Consider the following 20,607-nt stretch of genomic DNA (forward strand, 5'->3'; position numbering starts at 1 on the left):
TAAAATTTTTCAATGCGATATCTGAGACTCTATACCCTTTTTTTTCTGATGATTCCGTTATTGATTTTCGCGGAGGATGGAAGTCAGCTCTGGCTTCGGTTTCCTGCAAAAAACGGAATATCGGCAGATAAAATTATTTCCAAAGGCAGTAGTCCAACACTTACTATTGTCAGAAAAGAGCTGAGCAGCCATTGGCAGGGACAAACGGTGGAACTTCGTACCGAAAACAAAGAGAAAAATCTGAAAGACGGTTACAGGATTGTTTCCACGCCTGAAAAAATTGTTATTTCTGCGGGCAAAGAAATAGGACTGTTGTATGGAGTCTATCATATTTTAAGATTACAGCAGACAAAAGCCGACCTGTCTCATTTGAATACGGTAGAAAAACCATCATACGATGTAAGAGTTCTGGATCATTGGGACAATCTCGACGGAAGCATTGAAAGAGGATATGCCGGAAGATCCCTTTGGAAATGGGAAGACTTACCTGGAAAAATTTCTCCACGTTACCAAGAATATGCAAGAGCCAATGCTTCTGTAGGAATCAATTCCGTTGTTTTGAACAATGTGAATGCATCTCCCAATATGCTTAGGGAAGACTATCTTAAAAAAGTAAGGGTTCTGGCAGATATTTTCAGACCTTATGGCATCAAGGTATATCTTTCCGTGAATTTTTCTTCACCCAAAGTGCTGGGCGGATTACAAAATTCAGATCCGTTGAATAAAGACGTACAAAAATGGTGGAAAGATAAAGCTACTGAAATTTACAAATTGATTCCTGATTTCGGCGGATTTTTGGTGAAAGCCAATTCCGAAGGCCAGCCGGGACCTCAGGATTACGGAAGAACCCATGCAGACGGAGCCAATATGATGGCAGATGCCCTGAAACCCTACAACGGGATTGTGATGTGGAGAGCCTTTGTCTACAGTCCAAGCAAAGACGACAGGGCCAAACAGGCTTATCTGGAGTTTGTTCCTCTGGATGGTAAATTCAGGGATAATGTGATCATTCAGATTAAAAACGGACCTGTTGATTTTCAGCCCCGCGAAGCGTTTAACCCTCTTTTTGGTGCTTTAAAAAAGACTTCTGAAATGGTAGAGTTTCAGATCACCCAGGAATATCTGGGCTTTTCAAATCATCTCGTTTTTCTGGCTCCTTTATTCAAGGAAACACTGGACAGCGATACTTATTCTGATGGCCAGGGATCCACCATTGCTAAAATTACAGACGGCACCTTAAGACCTGCAAAAATGACAGCCATTTCAGCCGTTGCCAATATCGGGGAAGATACGAACTGGACCGGACATCATTTTGCACAGGCCAACTGGTATGCATTCGGCAGATTAGCATGGAACCATCAACTGAGTTCAGAACAGATTGCAGATGAATGGATTAAAATGACCTTCACAGACGATCAGAACTTTCTGAATCCGGTAAAAGAGATCATGCTTTCATCCAGGGAAACCGCTGTTGACTATATGATGCCTTTAGGACTGCACCACATCTTTGCAGGAGGTCATCACTACGGCCCTGAACCGTGGGGAGATTATAAAGGCGGAAGACCGGACTGGTCACCTGTCTATTACCATCAGGCTGATGCTAAAGGGCTAGGTTTTGACAGGACAAAAACAGGAAGTAATGCTGTTTCACAGTATTTTCCGCCGCTTAATGAAAGGTATGGAAATATCTCATCCTGTCCTGAAAACCTTATTTTATGGTTTCATCACGTTCCGTGGGATTATACAATGAAAGACGGAAAAACACTATGGGATGAGCTGTGTTATACGTATGATTCAGGAGTAAAAAAGGTAAGGGATTATCAGAAAACATGGGATAGGATGGAACCTTATATAGACAAACAGAGGTTTGCCGATGTTCAGTCAAAGCTCAGAATTCAGTCAAAAGATGCGGTATGGTGGAAAGATGCCTGCCTGCTGTATTTCCAGACTTTTTCCAAAAAACCTATACCTTATGATATAGAACGTCCTGTTCACGAACTGGAAGATCTGAAGAAGATTAAACTGAACATGGGCCATCACAATTAAAAATTGAGGCAGCTCTTTTTCCTGACCGGAAATGGAGCTGCCTCAAAACAATAAACTGTAAGTAAAATTTTAATCCAAAATAATTTGGACTGATCGATATGTCAATCTATCTGTATATTCCGTTTTATCGGAGAGAAATTATCTTATTAAAAACATTTCCGTTTTCTTCAACCTGGATGATGTATTGATCTGCCGTTTTGGGGTCAAGATCAAAAGTGATATCCACTTTGCCGTCATCATATTTTTTGTTCGAAGTATAATATGTTGTATTGGAAAGGTCATATACTGAAATGCTTACAGGTCCTTTTACATCAGACATGTGAAGCTTTGCCATATGTCCGGAAATAGTATATTCAGGCTTATGGACAGCACTTACAGGTGTTTTTTCCACTTCCATTACATTATCAGCATTAATTTTTATCTTGTATTTTTCGATCTTTACTTCTGATTCTGCTACCAGATAATAGGTCCCAGGCGTAAAGCTCTGAAAGTCATAAGTCTTGGTCACATGGTCTCCATCTGCAAGGTTTTCGAAAAACAGCTCGTCATGTGCGGTGTTATAGACAAAAACAGAGACACTTTTAGCATTTGAAAGCTCAAAGTTCAGTGTTTTGTCCTGTACGTTTCCAAAGGAAAGGGAAAAATCTCTGTCCTTACTCATTACATTTGCTGAAAACAATAAGGCTCCTGCAAAAAATACGGCTTTTAATAATGTGCTCATGGGTTAAGGCTTTTAGAATGTTTGATACTGCAAATCTAAAACAGTAACGTCGGCCAGGCTACAATGAAATTTTCATATATATGTTCTAAATTAACCTAATTTTTGTTTTATTAATATATTATTTGTTAATTTTGTGTATTAATGTATTTATTTTAGTCTATGAAACATCTGCATCCTTCCTTTGAAGCTATACGGCCTGGCATAGGAAGTAGTTTTACGAGCCTGAAATTTTTCACCAATGAGAATATAAAATCCCATGTCTGGCATTACCACCCTGAAATTGAATTGATTTTTGTCTGCAGGGGATCCGGAAAAAGACAGATAGGAAGCAGTATTTCTTATTTTTCAGAGGGTGATCTTGTTCTCATCGGAAGCAATCTTCCGCATTGCGGGCTTACCAATGAAAATACCCATAACGATTACGAAATGGTGATCCAGTTTAAGCCGGATTTTTTAGGAGAAAACATCTGGAGCATACCGGAAATGCAACGGATCACTGCTTTGCTTGAAAAATCAAAGGCAGGAATCGTATTTGGCGAAGAAGTGAAGAAAGCAGTCGGAAAAAAAATTGTTGAGATGCACGATGCTTCCTCTTTAGATAAGCTGTGCAGGCTGCTGAATATATTGGATGAGCTGGCACTTACTGAAGATTACAGGATTTTAAATGCCGGAAAATACTATCTTCAGACCCAGATTGAGGATAATGAAAGGATTAATCTCATTTTTAATTATGTTAAAGACCATTTCAAAGAGGACATCACTCTGGAAGAAATGGCTGATCTCGCCCATATGAAAGTTCCGTCTTTCTGCCGTTATTTTAAAAAAATCACCAATAAAACGTTTACCCGCTTTGTCAATGAATACAGGATTACCCATGCGCTTAAGCTTCTTGCTGAACAGCCTTTAAGCATTACGGAAGTCTGTTTTGAATCCGGGTTCAATAATTTCAGCTATTTTAATAAGACTTTTAAAGAATATATAGGAAAAAGCCCTTCTCAATACAGAAAAGAATTTAATTATTTCATAGAATAAATTGGCCGGAAATTTGAAAATATTTTGGGTAAAAGCCGATTTATCAAAATATAAATGTAAATTTAACACTTATAATAGTGTGATGATCTGTAAAGTTTTTATTGATTATAAACCAGCACCTTTAATACTTTAGATCACCCCACAGATCTGTTGATCAGAAAAGATGGATATGCATGAACAGTTAATCAACCCAACCGTAGAAAAGTTTAAAACCAGGTTCAAATCAGAACCCGAACATATTTTCCTTTCTCCCGGAAGAATTAATATTATCGGCGAGCATGTAGATTATAGTGACGGCTTTGTACTTCCTGCCGCTATAGATAAATACATCTGCTTTGCTGTCCGTAAACTCCCCGGGACCAACTTTTGTACCGTTATAGCCAAAGACCTCGGAGAAGAATATACATTTGATATCACAACGGAGATAAAACCGGTCGGGCAGATGTGGATGAATTATATCCTGGGCGTTTTCAGCCAGCTGCAGAAGCCGGAAAACCTGTTTTGCGGGATGGAAATTGTCTTCAGCAGTACCATTCCGATGGGAGCCGGACTTTCTTCATCAGCAGCGCTTGAATGTGGATTTGCATTTATCCTCAATGAACTTTTTCATCTTCAGATTTCTAAAAAAGATATTGCGGTGATCGGGCAGAAGTCGGAGCATTCTTTTGCCGGAGTTCAGTGCGGAATTATGGATCAGTTTGCTTCCGTTTTCGGAAAAGAAAATAAAGTGATCATGCTCGACTGCAATTCTCTGCAACATCAATATTTTGATGCAGACCTTAAAGGATACAGTCTGTTACTTTTCGACAGCTGCGTAAAGCACAGCCATCTGACTTCCGGTTATAATGACAGGCATAAAGAAGTTGAACACGGCAAAAAAATCCTAAGAAAAAATTTTCCGGAAATAGAAAAATTCAGGGATTTTACGATGGATATGCTTGATAGGGTAAAAGAAGAAATGGGAAATACCTCATACAAAAGATGTCTCTACCTGCTGAAAGAAATTCAAAGGGTGGAAATGGCGGCAAAAGCTATTTCAGCCGGAAATATTGAATACCTGGGAACACTTCTGACAGAAACCCATGCCGGGCTTTCAACCGAATTTGAAGTCAGCTGCAGTGAGCTTGATTTTTTAGTGGAAAATGCATTACAGCAGGAAGGAGTGCTGGGAGCAAGAATTATGGGCGGAGGCTTCGGAGGCTGCAGCATCAACCTGATAGAAGAAAATAAAACTGAAGAAGTGATCCGGATCATCAGTGAAAAATATCTGGAACATTTCAATATCAGGATGAAAGTTTATCATGTTACAATTTCCGACGGGATAAAAGAATACACCAATGAATACATTATTTGATCCTAAAAAGCACCCTCACAGAAGATATAATCCTCTTTTGAATGAATGGATACTGGTTTCTCCGCAGCGTGCCAACAGGCCATGGCAGGGGCAGAGGGAAATAACGACAGAAGAAGACCGTCCTGTATACGACCCGGATTGCTATCTGTGTTCCGGGAATATGCGGGCTAACGGAAGCCGGAATCCTGCATACAAAGGTACCTATGTATTTGATAATGATTTTGGAGCATTGCTTAATCAGGAAATTGATTTTTCTCAAGAGCATTCCGGATTTTTTACCCTTCTTCCGGAACGCGGAATCAACAGGGTAATTTGTTTTTCTGACCATCACGGTCTTACCTTACCGGAAATGCCTGTGGAACACATAAAGAATGTGGTGGATGTTTGGCAGGAACAGTTCAATGAACTGGCTGCTCTGGAGCATATCAATTATATTCAGATTTTTGAAAATAAAGGGGGCATCATGGGCTGCAGTAACCCTCATCCGCACGGTCAGATATGGGCACAGTCATCCATTCCGGCGATGGTTCAGAAAACCCAGGATCAGCTGAAATCTTATTTTGAAAGGAATAAAAGAACATTGCTGGAAGACTATCTTGAGCAGGAAATCGCGGCTGGTGAACGTATTGTCACAGAAAATGAACATTTTGCAGCATTGGTGCCGTTTTGGGCATCATGGCCATATGAAACGATGATTATCAGTAAACAGAAAAGAGAAAATATTTCAGCATTCTCTGAGGAAGAAAAAGAAGCTTTTGCAGCTGTTCTCAAAGACCTGACCACAATCTATGACAATCTTTTTGAGGTGTCATTTCCTTATTCTGCAGGAATCCACCAGTCTCCCACAGACGGTAAAGATCATCCGGAATGGCATTTTCATATGCACTTTTATCCGCCGCTGCTCAGAAGTGCGGAAATTAAAAAGTTTATGGTAGGATACGAAATGCTGGCAGAACCTGAGCGGGACATCACCCCGGAGCAAAGTGCAGCCATATTAAGAAATCTTCCCACCATTCATTACAAGAAAAAATATTAAAATCAATATCTTTGAAAAGAATAAGCGAATTATGATTCTGCAAAATACAGAATATCGTTTTTCCCAATAAAATTATGGAACAGATTAAATTAATTGTGACGGACATGGATGGGACGTTTCTCAATTCCAGCCATGAAATGAGCCCTGAATTTTCGGATGTTTACAAAGAACTTAAAAAAAGAAACATTCTGTTTGTACCCGCAAGCGGAAGGCAGATGCCGGGAATTACCCATTATTTCGGAGAAATAGAAAGTGAGATCGGTTTTATTGCTGAAAACGGAGGTTACGTTATCTATAAAGACCAGGAGCTTTTCGCTGATACACTGGAATACAAATATATCGTTGAAATTATTAAAGCTGTCCGTGAAATACCGGGTGCTAAAGCCGTATTATCAGCCAAAAAGATGGCTTATTACGAAACTGATGATCAGCAGTTTGTAGACTTTTTCTCAAAGTACTATACTGAAAATATGAAAAAGGATGATCTTACAGAAAGAATTGATGATACCGCCTTCAAAATAGCAGTATATCATCCTGATGGCTCTGAAAAATATCTGTATCCGGCTCTGAAAAAATTTGAAGAATTCGGTCTGGAAGTAGTAGTTTCAGGAGCGCATTGGCTGGATGTTATGAATAAGGATATCAATAAAGGAAATGCTCTGAAAATACTGCAGAAATCATTGGGTATTTCCCCGGAAAATACGATGGCTTTCGGAGATTATATGAACGATATAGAAATGCTGAAGAATGCCAAATATTCTTACGCCATGAAAAACGCCCACCCAAACGTAAAGGAAGTAGCCCATTTTGAGGCGTGTACCAACGACAGCTTTGGAGTGCTGAAAACGATTAAGGATTACCTGCATTTGAACTGATATCCCTATAAAAACTATAACCAATACGAATATGAATAAATCTCCCGGAAGAAAACCCGCTAAACTCTGCTATGAACATATTGGCGGAAAATTGGGCCAGCTTCTGCTGGAACAATTTGTTGAAAAAGGCTGGATTGCCAAAGATCATCCTGCAGACCGGCAATATTACATTACTGAAAAAGGACAGGAAGAATTTACAAAACTGGGACTTGATCTTTCCCAAATAAAGCCGGAGTAATAATCATTTATTATGGAGCTTTGTCCATAACTTATCATAACCCTATTCGGCTTCTTTCTGAGAATACGTAATGGTTACCGAAGGATTGTCATCGTCATCACCGAAATAATTATTGACATCAATTTGGCCTGAAGCTTTATTATAATTTTAGGCGACTATATACAATTTTACACCATTGTCATTGACTACGTCGAACCTTTGATTTCTGACGAAAGAAGAATCTTATATACCTCTGGCAAAACCCTGTTTACATTACCTAAAGAATATCCCATGAACTCCATTTTTGGGTTTATACCTGTATCATCTTTTTAAAGTGTCCAATAAGTTTATTAGTATACTATTTTTTTAAACAACTTAAAAAATAAACACCTGATAAACAATATATTATATTAAACTTAATAAAATTAAGTATATTTATATACTTTTATATTGATTTATAAGTATATTTGTATACTAATTTGTTTGATATGAATTACGAACTTATAAAAGCAGTGGTAGAGTTGATTCAACAATTTGTAGAAGAGAATACAGGCAACGCTGTTTACAGTAACGACCTTCAGGGCTTTATAGAATGGATAAGCAACTCTCACAAAGGAAATTATATATCACAGGAACCTGATTGGAAAGGAAAAGAAGCGGGAAGGGGGCCGGAAAGTATAATCAATACGCTTCTGGTAAGAATCGGCCGCTATGCTAAATCATATTCCAGAACGGTAATCAGTAATTCCATGTTTTCCAGTCAGGATGATTTCATTTACCTTTTAAGTCTAAAGTCTTTGGGAGCCATGTCAAAAATGGAGCTCATCAGGCATAATGTACACGAAAAATCTGCCGGAATACTTATTATTAATCGCTTAATTCATTATGGCTGGGTAGAACAGGCTGTTTCTGAAAAAGATAAAAGAACAAAATATCTTACAATAACCGGGCTTGGGCTTAATATGCTGGATAATCATATGGATGAAATCCGTAAAGCTTCAAAGGCTGTATTAGGGGATCTGACGCATTCAGAGCAAATGCTGCTTATCGCCATACTTTCTAAACTGGATGAATTCCATTATTCATTTTATCGTGCGAATTTAGAAGCCATCCACTTGCTGGATACCGTGCATAAAAAACTGAATTGAGTTATTAAAAATTATCTGCCAAAACTATAAAATAAATAAAATGAGCACGGGAAAAGTAAGAAAAAAAATAGCGGTAATAGGCTCTGGGTTTTCCGGGCTCTCTGCTGCTGCCTATGCTGCGAAATCCGGAAATGAGGTACATGTATTTGAAAAGCATAATCAACCCGGAGGACGTGCAAGACAGTTTAAAACAAAGGAAGGATATGTTTTTGATATGGGCCCCAGCTGGTACTGGATGCCTGATATTATTGAAGGCTTCTTCAATGATTTTGATATGAGTGCAGACGATTTTTTTAAGCTGGTTTCTCTGGATCCTCAGTTTGAAATGGTTTTTTCAGAAGACAAAGTTTCCGTACCGCAGAAGAATGCTGAAATCCGGGAGCTATTTGAAAAGATAGAGCATGGGGCAGCCAGGCAGTATGATAAATTTATGCAGTCTGCACAATATAAATATGAAGTTGGAATGAAAGAATTTGTCACCAAGCCCTGCTACAATTGGCTGGAATTTGCATCCCTGAAAATAGCAGGCAGCGCCTTAAAGCTTGATCTGTTAAGTAATTTCAGGAAATATGTTTCCGGCTACTTTACTGATCCGAAACTCAGATCTCTGATGGAATTTCCTGTTATATTTCTCGGAGCTTCACCTGAGAATATTCCGGCTCTCTACAGTCTGATGAATTACGGAGGATATGTTTTAGGAACCCAATATCCTATGGGAGGGTTCTATCAGCTCGTTCTGGCCATGCAGAATGTTGCCGAGAAGCAAGGTGCTGTTTTTCATTTCAATCATACTGTTCAGAAGATTAATACGGACAATGGTAATGTGACTTCCATCAGAATAGATGGTAAAGACCATGAATTTGATGCAGTGATTGCCTCATCAGATTATCATCATACGGAAACATTAATTCCAAAATCCCTCAGGAATTACAATAATGCATATTGGGAAGCCAAGACCTTTGCGCCTTCATGCCTGATTTATTACCTCGGAATCAAAGGAAAAATCCCAGCCTTGAAACACCATACCTTATTCTTCGAAAATGAACTTGATAATCACATAGACTGTATTTATAAAAATAAAAAATGGCCGGCAAAACCGCTGTTTTATTCCTGCTGTCCTTCAAAAACGGATCCGGATGTAGCTCCTGAAGATGGTGAAAACCTTTTTTTGCTGCTGCCTCTGGCTCCCGGAATCCATGATGATGAATCTACCAGGGAAAAATATCTTACAGAAATGTTGGGCAGGATTGAAAAACATACCGGCACAGACAATCTTATGTCCAGAATTGAATTTAAAAAAAGCTATTGTGTAAGTGATTTTATTTCAGATTATAATGCTTATCAGGGAAATGCCTACGGACTGTCTAACACCTTATCACAAACGGCTGTTTTAAAGCCCAAAATAAGAAACAGAAAACTCAGGAATCTTTTTTATACAGGGCAGCTGACGGTTCCGGGACCGGGAGTGCCGCCGTCTGTTATTTCCGGGAAGATCGTAGCAGCTGAAGTTAGTAAACTAAACTAAAATAATATGAAAAAATTGTTTGATGATTTGTCTTATGACGTAAGCAAACATACTACGAAGAAATACAGCACCAGTTTTTCATTAGGAATATTGGCATTGAAGCCATCTATAAGACCCGCTATTTATGCCATTTACGGCTATGTACGTCTTGCAGATGAAATTGTTGACAGTTTTCATGGCTATGACAAAGAAAGGCTTTTGAAAAGGTTAAAAAAGGAAACATACCATGCGCTGGAAGAGGGGATATCGCTTAACCCTATTTTGCATTCATTTCAGGAAACCGTTCGCCGGTATGATATTGATGTGCCGTTGATCAACCAGTTTTTGCACAGCATGGAAATGGATCTCCATAAAATTGATTATAACTCGGAGCTGTATAATGAATACATCTATGGCTCAGCAGAAGTAGTGGGGCTCATGTGTCTGCAGATTTTTACAGGTGGCGATAAACAGCAGTTTGAAGAGCTTAAACCATTTGCTATGAAGCTCGGCTCTGCATTTCAAAAAGTAAATTTTTTACGGGATCTTAAAGATGACTACCAGATCCTGGGACGCACCTACTTTCCGTCTCTGAATATGTCTGTTTTCGATAATTCTGTGAAAGCCCAGATAGAAAAAGAAATCGAGGAGGAGTTTAAAGAAGCCCTGAAAGGAATAAGAAAACTTCCGGGTTCCTCGATGTTTGGAGTTTACCTGGCTTACAAATATTATTTGTCACTGTTTGAAAAAATAAAGAAAACAAGTTCTAATCATATTTTACAGAAGAGGATAAGAATTGCCAATTCACAGAAGCTGCTGGTGGCATTCAAAAGTTATATCCGCTATAAATCTGCTTATTTATAACGGATGTAAAATGTATAACTGAAAGTTCAATTGTTAAAAAAAATGCGATACAGATTATATAGAGAGCAGCAGCTGGGCTGCGATATTGAAACAGCATGGAATTTCTTTTCATCACCTCATAACTTATCTGAAATAACACCTGAAAGTATGAATTTCACAGTGCTTTCAGACATGTATAATGAACCTGTTTTTAAAGGGATGGAAATCAATTACCGTGTTTCTCCTGTATTGGGTATTCCGATGACGTGGAAGACCATTATCAGCCAGGTAGAAGAGTATAAAAGTTTTACTGATTTTCAGGAGAAAGGTCCCTACAGATACTGGAACCATTTTCACGAGTTTATTCCCAATGAAAAAGGAGTATTGATGAAAGATACTGTAGAGTATGAGCTTCCTTTGGGGCTTTTAGGCCGGATAGCCCATATGTTATTTGTGAAAAAAAAGCTGAACAGCATATTTGACTTCAGATATAATGTTTTAAATAATCTTTTTAACCGCAACAATAATTAATATGAACCTGCTGATTGTTTTGTGTGTCTTTATTGCCATGGAAGGAGCAACATGGCTTATCCACAGGTACATTATGCATGGCTTTTTGTGGGGATTGCACCGGGATCATCATGACCACAGCAATGAAGGAAAGCTCGAAAGAAATGACCTGTTCTTTTTCATATTTGCCAGTCCTGCCATAGCCCTGTTGTATCTGGGAGTAAAACAGCAGTTCAGCTATTGGTTTTTTATCGGGCTGGGAGTCAGTCTTTACGGAATGGCTTATTTCTTTGTTCATGATATTTTTATCCATCAGAGAGCTAAGGTTTTTACAAAAACTCAGAACCCTTATTTGCTTGCGATAAGACGGGCCCACAAACAGCACCATAAGCACCTTGGCAAGGAAGACGGAGAATGCTTTGGCTTTCTTTGGGTTCCTTTCAAATATTTTAAAATGTATTTTAACAAAAAATGATGCCTTACACTTACATACTGATCAACTTTTTTACTGTCATTATCTGCTTTTTGGCTTCTTTTGACAGGAGAATACAATTTAACAAGCTATTCGGCACGTTTCTTTTGTCGTCTACCATTGTGGCTGTTCCCTTTATTGCATGGGATATATGGTTTACCGGAATGGGAGTATGGTGGTTTGACCTTAAATACACTTTAGGGATTGAAGTAGCAGGCCTTCCCGTTGAAGAATGGCTGTTTTTTTACTGCATTCCTTTTGCCTGTGTTTTTACTTATTATTGTATGGATAAGTTTTTTAGCCTGGATTGGCTCAGTCACTTTAATAATCTTATTGTCTTTACCTCTGTCATTATCCTTGGTGTTACGGGACTTCTTTTCTATCATAAAATATATACTTTGCTGACAGTTATGGTAACAATATCCACACTTTGCTACCTGCATTTTATTGCTCACAAAGAATGGATAGGGAAAGCCAGTCTGGTTTATTTTCTTTTAATGCCCGGCTTTTTTGCTGTAAACGGAATACTGACAGGATCTGTAATTTCTTCGCCTGTCGTAAATTATAATCCTGATGCGTTCCTGGGAATAAGAATGATTACCATTCCTGTTGAAGATGCGGTCTATGGTTACAGCCAGTTTTTACTTACTATTTATTTCTTTAAAAAATTGAATAAAAATGAAAAATAAAATAATTTTTACGGTCATAATGACTTTTGGATGGATCAGCCTGCTTGTATCCTGTTCTTCTATGCCTGAAAAAGCAGAACCCGTTAAAAACTTTAATATCAACAAATATTTGGGGACATGGTATGAAATCGCAAGATTTGATTATCGCTTTGAAAAAGATCTTGACAATGCAATGGCTCAGTACAGCCTTAATTCAGACGGAAGCGTACATGTGGTAAACAGTGGATACCATGTTAAAAAGAACAAGTGGGTCTCTGCTGAAGGAACAGCAAAATTCAGGGAAGATAAGAACACTGCAGCTCTGAAGGTGAGCTTTTTCGGGCCTTTTTATGCAGGATACAATGTGGTGGCACTGGAAGATTACAAATATGCTTTGGTGGCCGGAAAAAACTTAGAATATTTGTGGATCCTTTCACGCGAAAAATCAATACCTGAAAATATTAAAGACTGCTTTATCGGTAAAGCCCGTGAAATCGGATATGATACTTCAAAGCTTATCTGGGTGAGCCAGGATAAAAAAAGCCCATTTGAAAAAAAGCAGTAATGAACTACATTTTATAATTGAAGACTAAAAATTTTTAAACCATGCTCAGAATACAAGCACAAACCAATATACCTACCGATTATGGGATATTTACAGTGTACGCATTTTCGGAAAATGAAAAAGACTGGACCCCGCATTTAGTGTGGGTGGCAGAAAACACAGATTTTGATAGTATCGTCAACGTTCGTTTTCATTCGGAATGTATTACCGGCGAAGTTTTTCATTCTAAAAAATGTGAATGCGGGCAGCAGCTGGAGGCCGCTATGAAATATATGTCTGAAAACGGGGGAATGATTATTTATCTCCGCCAGGAAGGACGAAATATAGGAATCATCAACAAGCTGCGGGCCTATGCACTGCAGGAACAGGGATTGGATACCGTTGAGGCTAATCTGAAGCTGGGTTTGCTGGCCGACGGAAGGAATTTTGATGTGGCAATGGAAATGCTGGACATTTTAAATGTAAAAAAAATTAACCTGTTAACCAATAATCCGGATAAGATCAAATCGGTTGAAGAAAGCAGCATTATACTCAACAGCAGAGTCCCTTTGGAAATTGATTCCAATGAAGTGAATGAAAGCTATCTGTCTAAAAAGAAGGACTACTTTGGCCATCTGCTGGAAAGAATATAAGCTGTAAATTGTAATGCTCATCAAATCCAATAATTATGAAAAAAATACTGCTTACCGGCGCTACCGGTTATATCGGTAAAAGAATGATCAGTGTGATTGCCGCACAAGGTTATAAGGTGGTCTGCTGCTGCAGGGATATCAATCGTTTTACCAGAAGTATGGATATTGATGATGAACTGATTGAAGTCATAGAAGTTGATTTTCTGAAGCCTGAGACCCTGCAGAATATTCCTGAAGACATTGCCGGTGCCTATTATTTAATGCATTCCATGAGCAATACTGAAGATTATGAAGATTCGGAAAAAAGATGCGCCTCCAATTTTTCTGATTATATAGAAAAAACACAATGTAAGCATATTGTTTACCTTTCAGGACTGGTAAATGAAAAAGAATTATCAAAACATTTAAGCTCAAGGCACGAGGTTGAAAAAATCCTGATGGAATGCAGGGTTCCTGCAACGGTACTTCGGGCCGGTATTATCATTGGTTCGGGAAGTGCTTCTTTTGAGATCATCAGAGATCTCGTAGAAAAACTTCCTGTAATGGTGGCTCCCAAATGGCTCTATACAAAATGCCAGCCGGTAGGTATTGCCAATGTTCTGGATTTTCTGATTTTTGTTTTATTTAAAGAGAAGGCCTACCGGAAAAATTTTGATATTGGCTGCGATGATGTGCTGACCTACAAAGAAATGTTATTGCAGTTTGCAAAAGTAAGAGGCCTGAAAAGAACAATTTTTACCCTTCCGGTAATGACTCCGAAGCTTTCTTCATACTGGCTCTATTTTATTACTTCAACGTCGTACAATCTGGCAAAGGCTTTGGTTGGAAGCATGAGAATAGAAGTCATCTGCAGACCTGAAAGCCTGGCTGAAATCAAATTAATTACCGGTATACAGCCGTTTTCTTATGATACCGCATTGAAAAGAACGCTGGCAAAAATTCAGGCAAATGAAATTATATCCAGCTGGAAAGACAGCTTTATCAGCAGCCGCAGCGATTCTACATTAAAAGAATATCAGGATGTACCGAAATACGGATGCTTTACAGACCTCAGAAGTGAAGAATATGATGACAGGGAAGCATGTCTGAACCGGGTCTTCCAGTTGGGTGGATCTAATGGATGGTATGGACAGAGCCTTTGGAAAATGAGGGGTTTTCTTGATAAGCTCGTCGGCGGTCCGGGATTAAGAAGAGGCCGGAGGCATCCTCTGGATCTTCAGGAAGGTGATGCACTCGACTTCTGGAGAGTGCTGTATGCCAACCGTAAAGAAGGGAAACTTATTTTATTGGCTGAAATGAAACTCCCCGGGGAAGCCTGGCTGATGTTTAAAATTTACAGAAATAAAATCTGGCAAAAAGCTGTATTCCGGCCAAAAGGTTTGTGGGGAAGGCTTTATTGGTTTATGGTACTGCCGTTTCATGGGCTTATCTTTAAAGGAATGTTGAGAAGGCTTAGCGGTAAAAAATAAATTTATAATTTAGTTGCTGTTAATGATTCTGTGATCTGCTGCTCCTAATTACACAAAAGAATAAATAAAAGTATATTTGTAAACTATTTTGACTGAAATGAATTATCCTCTTATAAAAGATTGTATGACGCTGCTTGAGCAGTTTGAATCAGATGTTGAAACGCATCCGAACTCTTATCCTGCAACTATTCAGGGCTTCAAAACATGGATTTCTGATAAGGAGAAAGGGGAGTCTGCAGATCATATTGAAGACCCTTATTGGGAAGGCAAGGAAAACGGAAGAACGCCGGAAAGTGCGATAAGTACATTATTGGTTCATCTTAACCGCTATGCGAAAACCTATTCAAAATCTGCCATCTCAGATTCTGAGTTTTCTACTCAGGAAGATTTTATTTATTTAATTAATCTGAAAGTTTTCGGAGAGATGACGAAGATGGCACTTATCAAGAAGAATATTCATGAAAAACCTGTCGGTATGCTCATCATTACCAGGCTGCTGCATCAGGGGCTTATCGAACAGACCGCATCTGATGTGGATAAGCGCAGCAAGCTCATCCGTATCTCTGAAAAAGGGTTGCTGGTTCTGGAAAGACAAATGGAAAAGATTCGCCAGGCAACCCAAATTGTTGCAGGAGATCTTAGCCATAACGAAAAGATGGAGCTTATACGTATTCTTAATAAGCTGGATCGTTTTCATTATCCTATTTTTTCACGAAATATCCATTCTGATGACCTTATCAATACAGTATATGATGAGTATTTCATTTAAAGATGTATAGCATTTAAAACTTGCAGGCAGAGTTTAGCACGAAATTATATCTGCTTTTTGTCGTTTTACTATTAACCGTTTTTGAATTTTTAACCTTAGAAAGGTACTAATCCTTTTAAGATCGAACAAAGCCTTTTATAAAGCTTCTCTACAATAAAAAAGTCTTAATTTCATCTGGCAGCGGCCGGGATTCTATTAATTTTACTCTGTTTTCCCTAATCATTTTAGATGAGGGTAAAATCTATGATGCTGAAAGTCAGAAAAGGTTAGCGGTAAAAGCATTGGAAATCAGATTGAGTTCCAGTCTCTTAAAAAAACAGGAAGAATATTCTGATATAACAAAAACAATCAGTAAATTTAATACGATATCCTTTTCGTATGAATTACAATATACCTGAAGAACTGAAAGGCCTTACAGAAGCTGAAGTAGCAGCTTCCAGAGAACAATACGGATATAACCGGCTGGATGCAGTTAAGAAAGAATCATGGGCAGACTTGCTTATGGATATTTTGAAAGAACCAATGTTGATCCTGCTTATATGTGTTTCTTTTATTTATGTACTTACGGGAGATTATGGAGAGGCCTTGTTTATGTTTGCTGCTATTGTAGGGGTTACAGCAATTTCTTTTTATCAGGATAACCGAAGCAAGAAGGCTCTGGAAGAACTTGAAAAGCTTAATGAACCTTTAAGCAAAGTAATCAGGGACTCCAAGGTTATTCGTATTCCCACTTTTGAAATAGCTGTTGGAGATTTGTGCATTACCGAAGAAGGAAATCTCATCAATGCTGACGGAAGAATTGTTCACAGCAACGATTTCTCTGTTAATGAATCATCGCTTACAGGAGAAAGTTTTTCTGTTTTCAAGGACAGCAGATCAGAAGATAACAGCGTGTACAGCGGAACCATTACTGTTTCAGGGCTTGCTGTTTTTGAGGTCGAAAGCATTGGAAAAGAAACCAGGGTCGGAAAAATTGGCCAGTCTATACTGGGTATAAAAGCAGAAGTATCTCCATTACAGATTCAGATCCGGAATTTTGTAAAAGGAATGGCTGTTATCGGAATCATCATCTTTCTGGCAGTATGTATCTTCAGTTTCGTCAAAACAGGTGATTTTGTAACAAGCTTACTGAGCGGGCTTACATTGGCGATGTCTGTACTTCCTGAAGAAATCCCTGTAGCTTTTACTACTTTTATGGCTTTGGGAGCATGGAAACTTATGCGCGAAGGGATCATTATCAAGCGGAGCAGCATTGTAGAGACGCTGGGAAGCATTACCGTAATCTGTACCGATAAAACAGGTACAATTACGGAAAATTCCATGCAGTTGAAGTACCTTTATGCTTACCGCTCCAACAGGATTTATCAGGAGGAAGAATTGGAAACAGAAGAAGTGGATGAGCTTATTGATTACGCAATGTGGAGCAGCGAACCTGTACCTTTTGATCCTATGGAGGTTACACTGCATAAAGTGTATGAGAAGACCCGGAAGCCTGATAAGAGAAAAGAATATCAGTTATTTCACGAATATCCGCTGGAAGGTAAACCGCCCATGATGACCCATCTTTTTGAGGATGCACAAAAAAACAGGATTATAGCTGCTAAAGGTGCTCCTGAAGCAATCATCAATGTTTCCGGTCTTTCAGAAGAAGAAAAAAGTACAATCAGAAAGATTATAAAGGACTTCGGCGAAAAAGGTTACAGAGTTCTCGGAGTTGCTAAATCTCAATTTGAAGGCAATGACTTTCCTGTTAAGCAGCAGGATTTTACATTTGATTTTTTAGGATTGACCGTATTTTATGATCCTCCGAAAAAAGGAATAAAAGAAGTATTTCAACAGATCTACGATGCAGGTATTAAAGTAAAAGTAATCACCGGAGACAATGCCGATACCACCAGTGCTATTGCCATGCAGGCAGGAATAGAAAACCATACTCCGCCAGTGAATGGAAATGAAATTGCCGCATCTTCAGAAGCAGAAATAATAAGACTTTCTGAAAACACCACCTTATTTACAAGAATGTTTCCGGAAGCAAAGCTCCAGGTGGTGAATGCGCTGAAAGCACAGGGTCACGTAGTAGCAATGCTGGGGGATGGAGTAAATGACGGCCCCGCTTTAAAAGCCGCTCATATCGGGGTGGCAATGGGAAATAAAGGGACTGAAATTGCCAAATCTGCTGCTGCACTGGTTATTACCAATGATGATCTGGCTAAACTTGTTATAGGGATAGCTGCCGGACGTAGAATCTATGCTAATATAAAAAAAGCTGTTCAGTATATTATTTCCATTCACATCCCTATTATACTTACTGTTTCCTTACCCCTGTTTCTGGGCTGGATATTTCCCCATATATTTACCCCGGTGCACGTGATCTTTCTTGAGCTGGTCATGGGGCCTACCTGTTCTATTGTCTATGAAAATGAACCTATAGAAAGAAATGCTATGCAGAAACCTCCGCGGGCACTTACGGATACATTCCTGAACTGGAGAGAACTGGCCATAAGTATTATTCAGGGGTTGGTTATTACCGCAGGAATAGTATGGATATACCAGTATTCTGCTGATTATGGGAACGATGAAGCAAAAACAAGGGCATTGGTTTTCAGTACCCTTATATTTTCCAATATACTGCTGAGCCTGGTGAACCGTTCTTTCTACTACAGCATGCTTGAGAGTTTTAAGAATCATAACTTACTGCTTGCAGGAATTTCTGTATTGGTTCTTCTTCTTCTTTTTGTGATCCTTTATATAGCGCCGGTTTCAGAATTTTTCAGTGTGGCTCCTCTTTCCATACAAGAGCTGGCACTGGCAGGGATTACTGCTTCTGTTTCCGTATTATGGTTTGAAATTTATAAACTTATAAAAAGGATCTACAGAAACCGTGATGAGAAGAAATAATTCATAATTATTATTTGTGAAAACGCTATTTTCATCTCATTGCAGTTTTATTTTGAACTGTAGAATGATCATTTTAAACAAGTAAGTTCCGGCAAAAACAGAATTATCGTTTCCCAACCTATTATGACTGCATTCATATCTGTAGACCTCCAGGATATATTAAATCTGACTTGAAAATTTCATATTCTGAAGCCCAGACTTTTGTCTCCTGATGCCATTGGAGTCTTTTATAAAAAAAGATACCACAAAAAGTAATTATTCATTCATAAGTGATTAATTTGGCATATTCGTTGATGTTGTGATTACAACTATTCAAGTAATAGCTATTATGGGAACTACAATATTCCTGTGTAAAAGCAGGAATATTTTTAACGGACACCAAATATCACATAACTTATAATTCATTTTACACTTTTTACCTCCTGATGATTCAGGAGGTTTTTATCTTTTCAGTTTTTTATTTTTTACTTCAATTCAATTTATTTGTTGACATGATTTGATCTGCCTTGCAGATTGTGGGCACTGTCTGATACTGCAGCATTGATGTTGCCGGTACCGTTACCTGTATTGTTATTGCTTGTTTTTCTGCCTCCGACATGGGTCTTCGTATTGATGCTGTCATGATTTGCACTTAGTGAATCCTTGAAGGTGGAGGATGTAGTATCAGAATAATTTCTTTGAATACTGACCGAATCACTTACAGATATGTTATTTTGTGTTTCTTTCTTTTTACAGGCCGTAATGAAGCTGATTGCGATCATTGATAAGATTAAATTTTTCATAAGAATTGATATTTTAATGGGTGTGATTGTTTGATTACTAAGGTTAATCAAATTTCGGTATATAAACTCTGCAAATATATGAGCAGGATCATAACAAAACATAGACATATAAACCCTCTGTATCAAGGCTTCCTGCCTGAACGATTAATCCTTTATCCAGCGGCAAATTTCTGGAAAATTTCCTTTTATTTATATTTTACAGCATTGCTTTAAATTCTGTGGGACGCATATTGGTCAGCTGGAAAAAAGTATTACTAAAGGCAGAAATATTTGAATATCCTACTTCATAAGCCAGTTCTGTAACCGTTAAGTTGGTGTTTTTAATGAGCTCCATCGCTCTGATAATACGAAGCATTTTGATATACTGGATAAATGATATATGCAGCTTATTTTGAAATAATCTGGTAAGGCTTCTTACACTGAGGCCAAATTTTTCAGCAATATCTTGCAAGGTAAGCGGCTCGCTGATTCTTTTCCTGAGATCAGCTGTTATTTCATTAAGACGCTCATCATCTGTGGTTGGAAGCTGTATTGAAAATCTTTGTAAGTTCTCTTTTGGCAGGAGACCCCATAATGTTTTTAGAAATTCAAATTCCCAGTCTCCCGGGAAAAAATTTCCCTGCCATTTTTCACTGAACGAAAGCATTTCGGAAAGCAGCCTGCTTACAGGATAAATTCCCAGGTTATTATAAAATTCTTCCCCATGAGCCTCCGGGAAATAAACATTAATAATATGCAGATCCTGTGCATTGTACATCAGGTTATGCGGAAAATTCTGAGGAATCCATATATAATGATTGGAAGGAATATAATAATCTTTTTCACTGGTCTGCAGATAGGCTATTCCTCCTAATACCAGAAGCAATTGTCCTTTTTTATGCTGGTGGGCAGGCAGACGCTGCTCGGTCTGCTGCCGCATCACTAAAATCGATTCGTCATACTGATCTACAATTCTGTTAAGCTCTTCCAGAAAATCCATTTGGCTAAAATAAACAAAATTTAGGCTTATTATATAAAATGATATGAATGTCCTTAAAATAATTTTGTAAACAAGATATAATAAGAT

At 38.4% G+C, this 20,607-nt stretch carries 20 protein-coding genes; 17 read left to right on the forward strand and 3 right to left on the reverse strand.

What is annotated here, in order from left to right; translation table 11 throughout:
• The first annotated feature begins 12 nt into the window (after window positions 1-12).
• Window positions 13-2,046, forward strand: a complete 2,034-nt coding sequence (locus tag ACP3T3_RS02815; protein ID WP_426478416.1) for an alpha-glucuronidase — start codon at window positions 13-15, stop codon at window positions 2,044-2,046.
• 124 nt (window positions 2,047-2,170) lie between these two features.
• On the opposite strand, the gene ACP3T3_RS02820 is transcribed toward ACP3T3_RS02815, so the two are convergent.
• On the reverse strand, window positions 2,171-2,767 hold the full coding sequence (locus ACP3T3_RS02820) for a hypothetical protein (protein ID WP_426478417.1): 597 nt from the start codon (window positions 2,765-2,767) through the stop codon (window positions 2,171-2,173).
• A gap of 159 nt (window positions 2,768-2,926) precedes the next feature.
• On the opposite strand from ACP3T3_RS02820, the gene ACP3T3_RS02825 reads away from it, so the two are divergent.
• The 16 genes from ACP3T3_RS02825 to ACP3T3_RS02900 all read left to right on the forward strand — a co-directional run bounded on the left by ACP3T3_RS02825 (window position 2,927) and on the right by ACP3T3_RS02900 (window position 18,759).
• Window positions 2,927-3,799 (forward strand): AraC family transcriptional regulator, encoded by an 873-nt coding sequence (locus ACP3T3_RS02825; RefSeq protein WP_426478418.1) that lies wholly within the window; start codon window positions 2,927-2,929, stop codon window positions 3,797-3,799.
• A gap of 169 nt (window positions 3,800-3,968) precedes the next feature.
• Window positions 3,969-5,153, forward strand: a complete 1,185-nt coding sequence (gene galK, locus ACP3T3_RS02830; RefSeq protein ID WP_426478419.1) for a galactokinase — start codon at window positions 3,969-3,971, stop codon at window positions 5,151-5,153.
• Window positions 5,137-6,189 (forward strand): UDP-glucose--hexose-1-phosphate uridylyltransferase, encoded by a 1,053-nt coding sequence (locus ACP3T3_RS02835; RefSeq protein ID WP_426478420.1) that lies wholly within the window; start codon window positions 5,137-5,139, stop codon window positions 6,187-6,189. The genes galK and ACP3T3_RS02835 overlap by 17 nt, the downstream gene beginning before the upstream one ends.
• Window positions 6,190-6,263: 74 nt before the next feature.
• Window positions 6,264-7,064, forward strand: a complete 801-nt coding sequence (locus ACP3T3_RS02840) for a Cof-type HAD-IIB family hydrolase (RefSeq protein ID WP_426478421.1) — start codon at window positions 6,264-6,266, stop codon at window positions 7,062-7,064.
• A 31-nt stretch (window positions 7,065-7,095) separates the two neighbouring features.
• On the forward strand, window positions 7,096-7,302 hold the full coding sequence (locus ACP3T3_RS02845) for an ArsR family transcriptional regulator (protein WP_426478422.1): 207 nt from the start codon (window positions 7,096-7,098) through the stop codon (window positions 7,300-7,302).
• A 467-nt stretch (window positions 7,303-7,769) separates the two neighbouring features.
• Complete coding sequence (locus ACP3T3_RS02850; RefSeq protein WP_426478423.1) at window positions 7,770-8,429, forward strand: MarR family winged helix-turn-helix transcriptional regulator; 660 nt, start codon at window positions 7,770-7,772, stop codon at window positions 8,427-8,429.
• A gap of 40 nt (window positions 8,430-8,469) precedes the next feature.
• Window positions 8,470-9,954 carry a phytoene desaturase family protein gene (locus tag ACP3T3_RS02855; RefSeq protein ID WP_426478424.1) on the forward strand — a complete coding sequence of 495 codons (1,485 nt, stop codon included), beginning with the start codon at window positions 8,470-8,472 and terminating at the stop codon, window positions 9,952-9,954.
• Between the two features lie 6 nt (window positions 9,955-9,960).
• Complete coding sequence (locus ACP3T3_RS02860) at window positions 9,961-10,797, forward strand: phytoene/squalene synthase family protein (RefSeq protein ID WP_426478425.1); 837 nt, start codon at window positions 9,961-9,963, stop codon at window positions 10,795-10,797.
• A 42-nt stretch (window positions 10,798-10,839) separates the two neighbouring features.
• Window positions 10,840-11,307 carry an SRPBCC family protein gene (locus tag ACP3T3_RS02865; protein WP_426478426.1) on the forward strand — a complete coding sequence of 156 codons (468 nt, stop codon included), beginning with the start codon at window positions 10,840-10,842 and terminating at the stop codon, window positions 11,305-11,307.
• Between the two features lies 1 nt (window position 11,308).
• Complete coding sequence (locus ACP3T3_RS02870; RefSeq protein ID WP_426478427.1) at window positions 11,309-11,761, forward strand: beta-carotene hydroxylase; 453 nt, start codon at window positions 11,309-11,311, stop codon at window positions 11,759-11,761.
• Complete coding sequence (locus ACP3T3_RS02875; RefSeq protein ID WP_426478428.1) at window positions 11,758-12,447, forward strand: lycopene cyclase domain-containing protein; 690 nt, start codon at window positions 11,758-11,760, stop codon at window positions 12,445-12,447. The genes ACP3T3_RS02870 and ACP3T3_RS02875 overlap by 4 nt, the downstream gene beginning before the upstream one ends.
• Window positions 12,437-12,991, forward strand: a complete 555-nt coding sequence (locus ACP3T3_RS02880; protein WP_426478429.1) for a lipocalin family protein — start codon at window positions 12,437-12,439, stop codon at window positions 12,989-12,991. The genes ACP3T3_RS02875 and ACP3T3_RS02880 overlap by 11 nt, the downstream gene beginning before the upstream one ends.
• Window positions 12,992-13,032: 41 nt before the next feature.
• The gene (ribA, locus tag ACP3T3_RS02885; RefSeq protein WP_426478430.1) at window positions 13,033-13,623 is read left to right on the forward strand and encodes a GTP cyclohydrolase II; all 591 of its coding nucleotides are present in this window, start codon (window positions 13,033-13,035) and stop codon (window positions 13,621-13,623) included.
• Window positions 13,624-13,658: 35 nt separating this feature from the next.
• Complete coding sequence (locus tag ACP3T3_RS02890; protein WP_426478431.1) at window positions 13,659-15,092, forward strand: SDR family oxidoreductase; 1,434 nt, start codon at window positions 13,659-13,661, stop codon at window positions 15,090-15,092.
• A 97-nt stretch (window positions 15,093-15,189) separates the two neighbouring features.
• The gene (locus ACP3T3_RS02895) at window positions 15,190-15,861 is read left to right on the forward strand and encodes a MarR family winged helix-turn-helix transcriptional regulator (protein WP_426478432.1); all 672 of its coding nucleotides are present in this window, start codon (window positions 15,190-15,192) and stop codon (window positions 15,859-15,861) included.
• Window positions 15,862-16,239: 378 nt separating this feature from the next.
• The gene (locus ACP3T3_RS02900) at window positions 16,240-18,759 is read left to right on the forward strand and encodes a cation-translocating P-type ATPase (protein ID WP_426478433.1); all 2,520 of its coding nucleotides are present in this window, start codon (window positions 16,240-16,242) and stop codon (window positions 18,757-18,759) included.
• A gap of 479 nt (window positions 18,760-19,238) precedes the next feature.
• Here ACP3T3_RS02900 and ACP3T3_RS02905 read toward each other — a convergent pair whose 3' ends face one another.
• Together ACP3T3_RS02905 and ACP3T3_RS02910 are read right to left on the reverse strand one after the other, a co-directional pair.
• Window positions 19,239-19,541 carry a hypothetical protein gene (locus ACP3T3_RS02905; RefSeq protein ID WP_426478434.1) on the reverse strand — a complete coding sequence of 101 codons (303 nt, stop codon included), beginning with the start codon at window positions 19,539-19,541 and terminating at the stop codon, window positions 19,239-19,241.
• Window positions 19,542-19,737: 196 nt separating this feature from the next.
• Window positions 19,738-20,520 (reverse strand): AraC family transcriptional regulator, encoded by a 783-nt coding sequence (locus ACP3T3_RS02910; RefSeq protein ID WP_426478435.1) that lies wholly within the window; start codon window positions 20,518-20,520, stop codon window positions 19,738-19,740.
• Window positions 20,521-20,607: the final 87 nt, after the last annotated feature.

The organism is Chryseobacterium sp. CBSDS_008 (genome assembly GCF_049959325.1).
Classification (GTDB): Bacteria; Bacteroidota; Bacteroidia; order Flavobacteriales; family Weeksellaceae; genus Chryseobacterium.

Coding starts and splice junctions, on each gene's coding strand:
- ACP3T3_RS02905 (WP_426478434.1), bottom strand. CDS start 19,541: ATGAAAAATTTAATCTTATCAATGATCGCAATCAGCTTCATTACGGCC.
- ribA (WP_426478430.1), top strand. CDS start 13,033: ATGCTCAGAATACAAGCACAAACCAATATACCTACCGATTATGGGATA.
- ACP3T3_RS02870 (WP_426478427.1), top strand. CDS start 11,309: ATGAACCTGCTGATTGTTTTGTGTGTCTTTATTGCCATGGAAGGAGCA.
- ACP3T3_RS02850 (WP_426478423.1), top strand. CDS start 7,770: ATGAATTACGAACTTATAAAAGCAGTGGTAGAGTTGATTCAACAATTT.
- ACP3T3_RS02900 (WP_426478433.1), top strand. CDS start 16,240: ATGAATTACAATATACCTGAAGAACTGAAAGGCCTTACAGAAGCTGAA.
- ACP3T3_RS02875 (WP_426478428.1), top strand. CDS start 11,758: ATGATGCCTTACACTTACATACTGATCAACTTTTTTACTGTCATTATC.
- ACP3T3_RS02835 (WP_426478420.1), top strand. CDS start 5,137: ATGAATACATTATTTGATCCTAAAAAGCACCCTCACAGAAGATATAAT.
- ACP3T3_RS02890 (WP_426478431.1), top strand. CDS start 13,659: ATGAAAAAAATACTGCTTACCGGCGCTACCGGTTATATCGGTAAAAGA.
- ACP3T3_RS02845 (WP_426478422.1), top strand. CDS start 7,096: ATGAATAAATCTCCCGGAAGAAAACCCGCTAAACTCTGCTATGAACAT.
- galK (WP_426478419.1), top strand. CDS start 3,969: ATGCATGAACAGTTAATCAACCCAACCGTAGAAAAGTTTAAAACCAGG.
- ACP3T3_RS02815 (WP_426478416.1), top strand. CDS start 13: ATGCGATATCTGAGACTCTATACCCTTTTTTTTCTGATGATTCCGTTA.
- ACP3T3_RS02880 (WP_426478429.1), top strand. CDS start 12,437: ATGAAAAATAAAATAATTTTTACGGTCATAATGACTTTTGGATGGATC.
- ACP3T3_RS02820 (WP_426478417.1), bottom strand. CDS start 2,767: ATGAGCACATTATTAAAAGCCGTATTTTTTGCAGGAGCCTTATTGTTT.
- ACP3T3_RS02895 (WP_426478432.1), top strand. CDS start 15,190: ATGAATTATCCTCTTATAAAAGATTGTATGACGCTGCTTGAGCAGTTT.
- ACP3T3_RS02860 (WP_426478425.1), top strand. CDS start 9,961: ATGAAAAAATTGTTTGATGATTTGTCTTATGACGTAAGCAAACATACT.
- ACP3T3_RS02910 (WP_426478435.1), bottom strand. CDS start 20,520: ATGGATTTTCTGGAAGAGCTTAACAGAATTGTAGATCAGTATGACGAA.
- ACP3T3_RS02840 (WP_426478421.1), top strand. CDS start 6,264: ATGGAACAGATTAAATTAATTGTGACGGACATGGATGGGACGTTTCTC.
- ACP3T3_RS02865 (WP_426478426.1), top strand. CDS start 10,840: ATGCGATACAGATTATATAGAGAGCAGCAGCTGGGCTGCGATATTGAA.
- ACP3T3_RS02855 (WP_426478424.1), top strand. CDS start 8,470: ATGAGCACGGGAAAAGTAAGAAAAAAAATAGCGGTAATAGGCTCTGGG.
- ACP3T3_RS02825 (WP_426478418.1), top strand. CDS start 2,927: ATGAAACATCTGCATCCTTCCTTTGAAGCTATACGGCCTGGCATAGGA.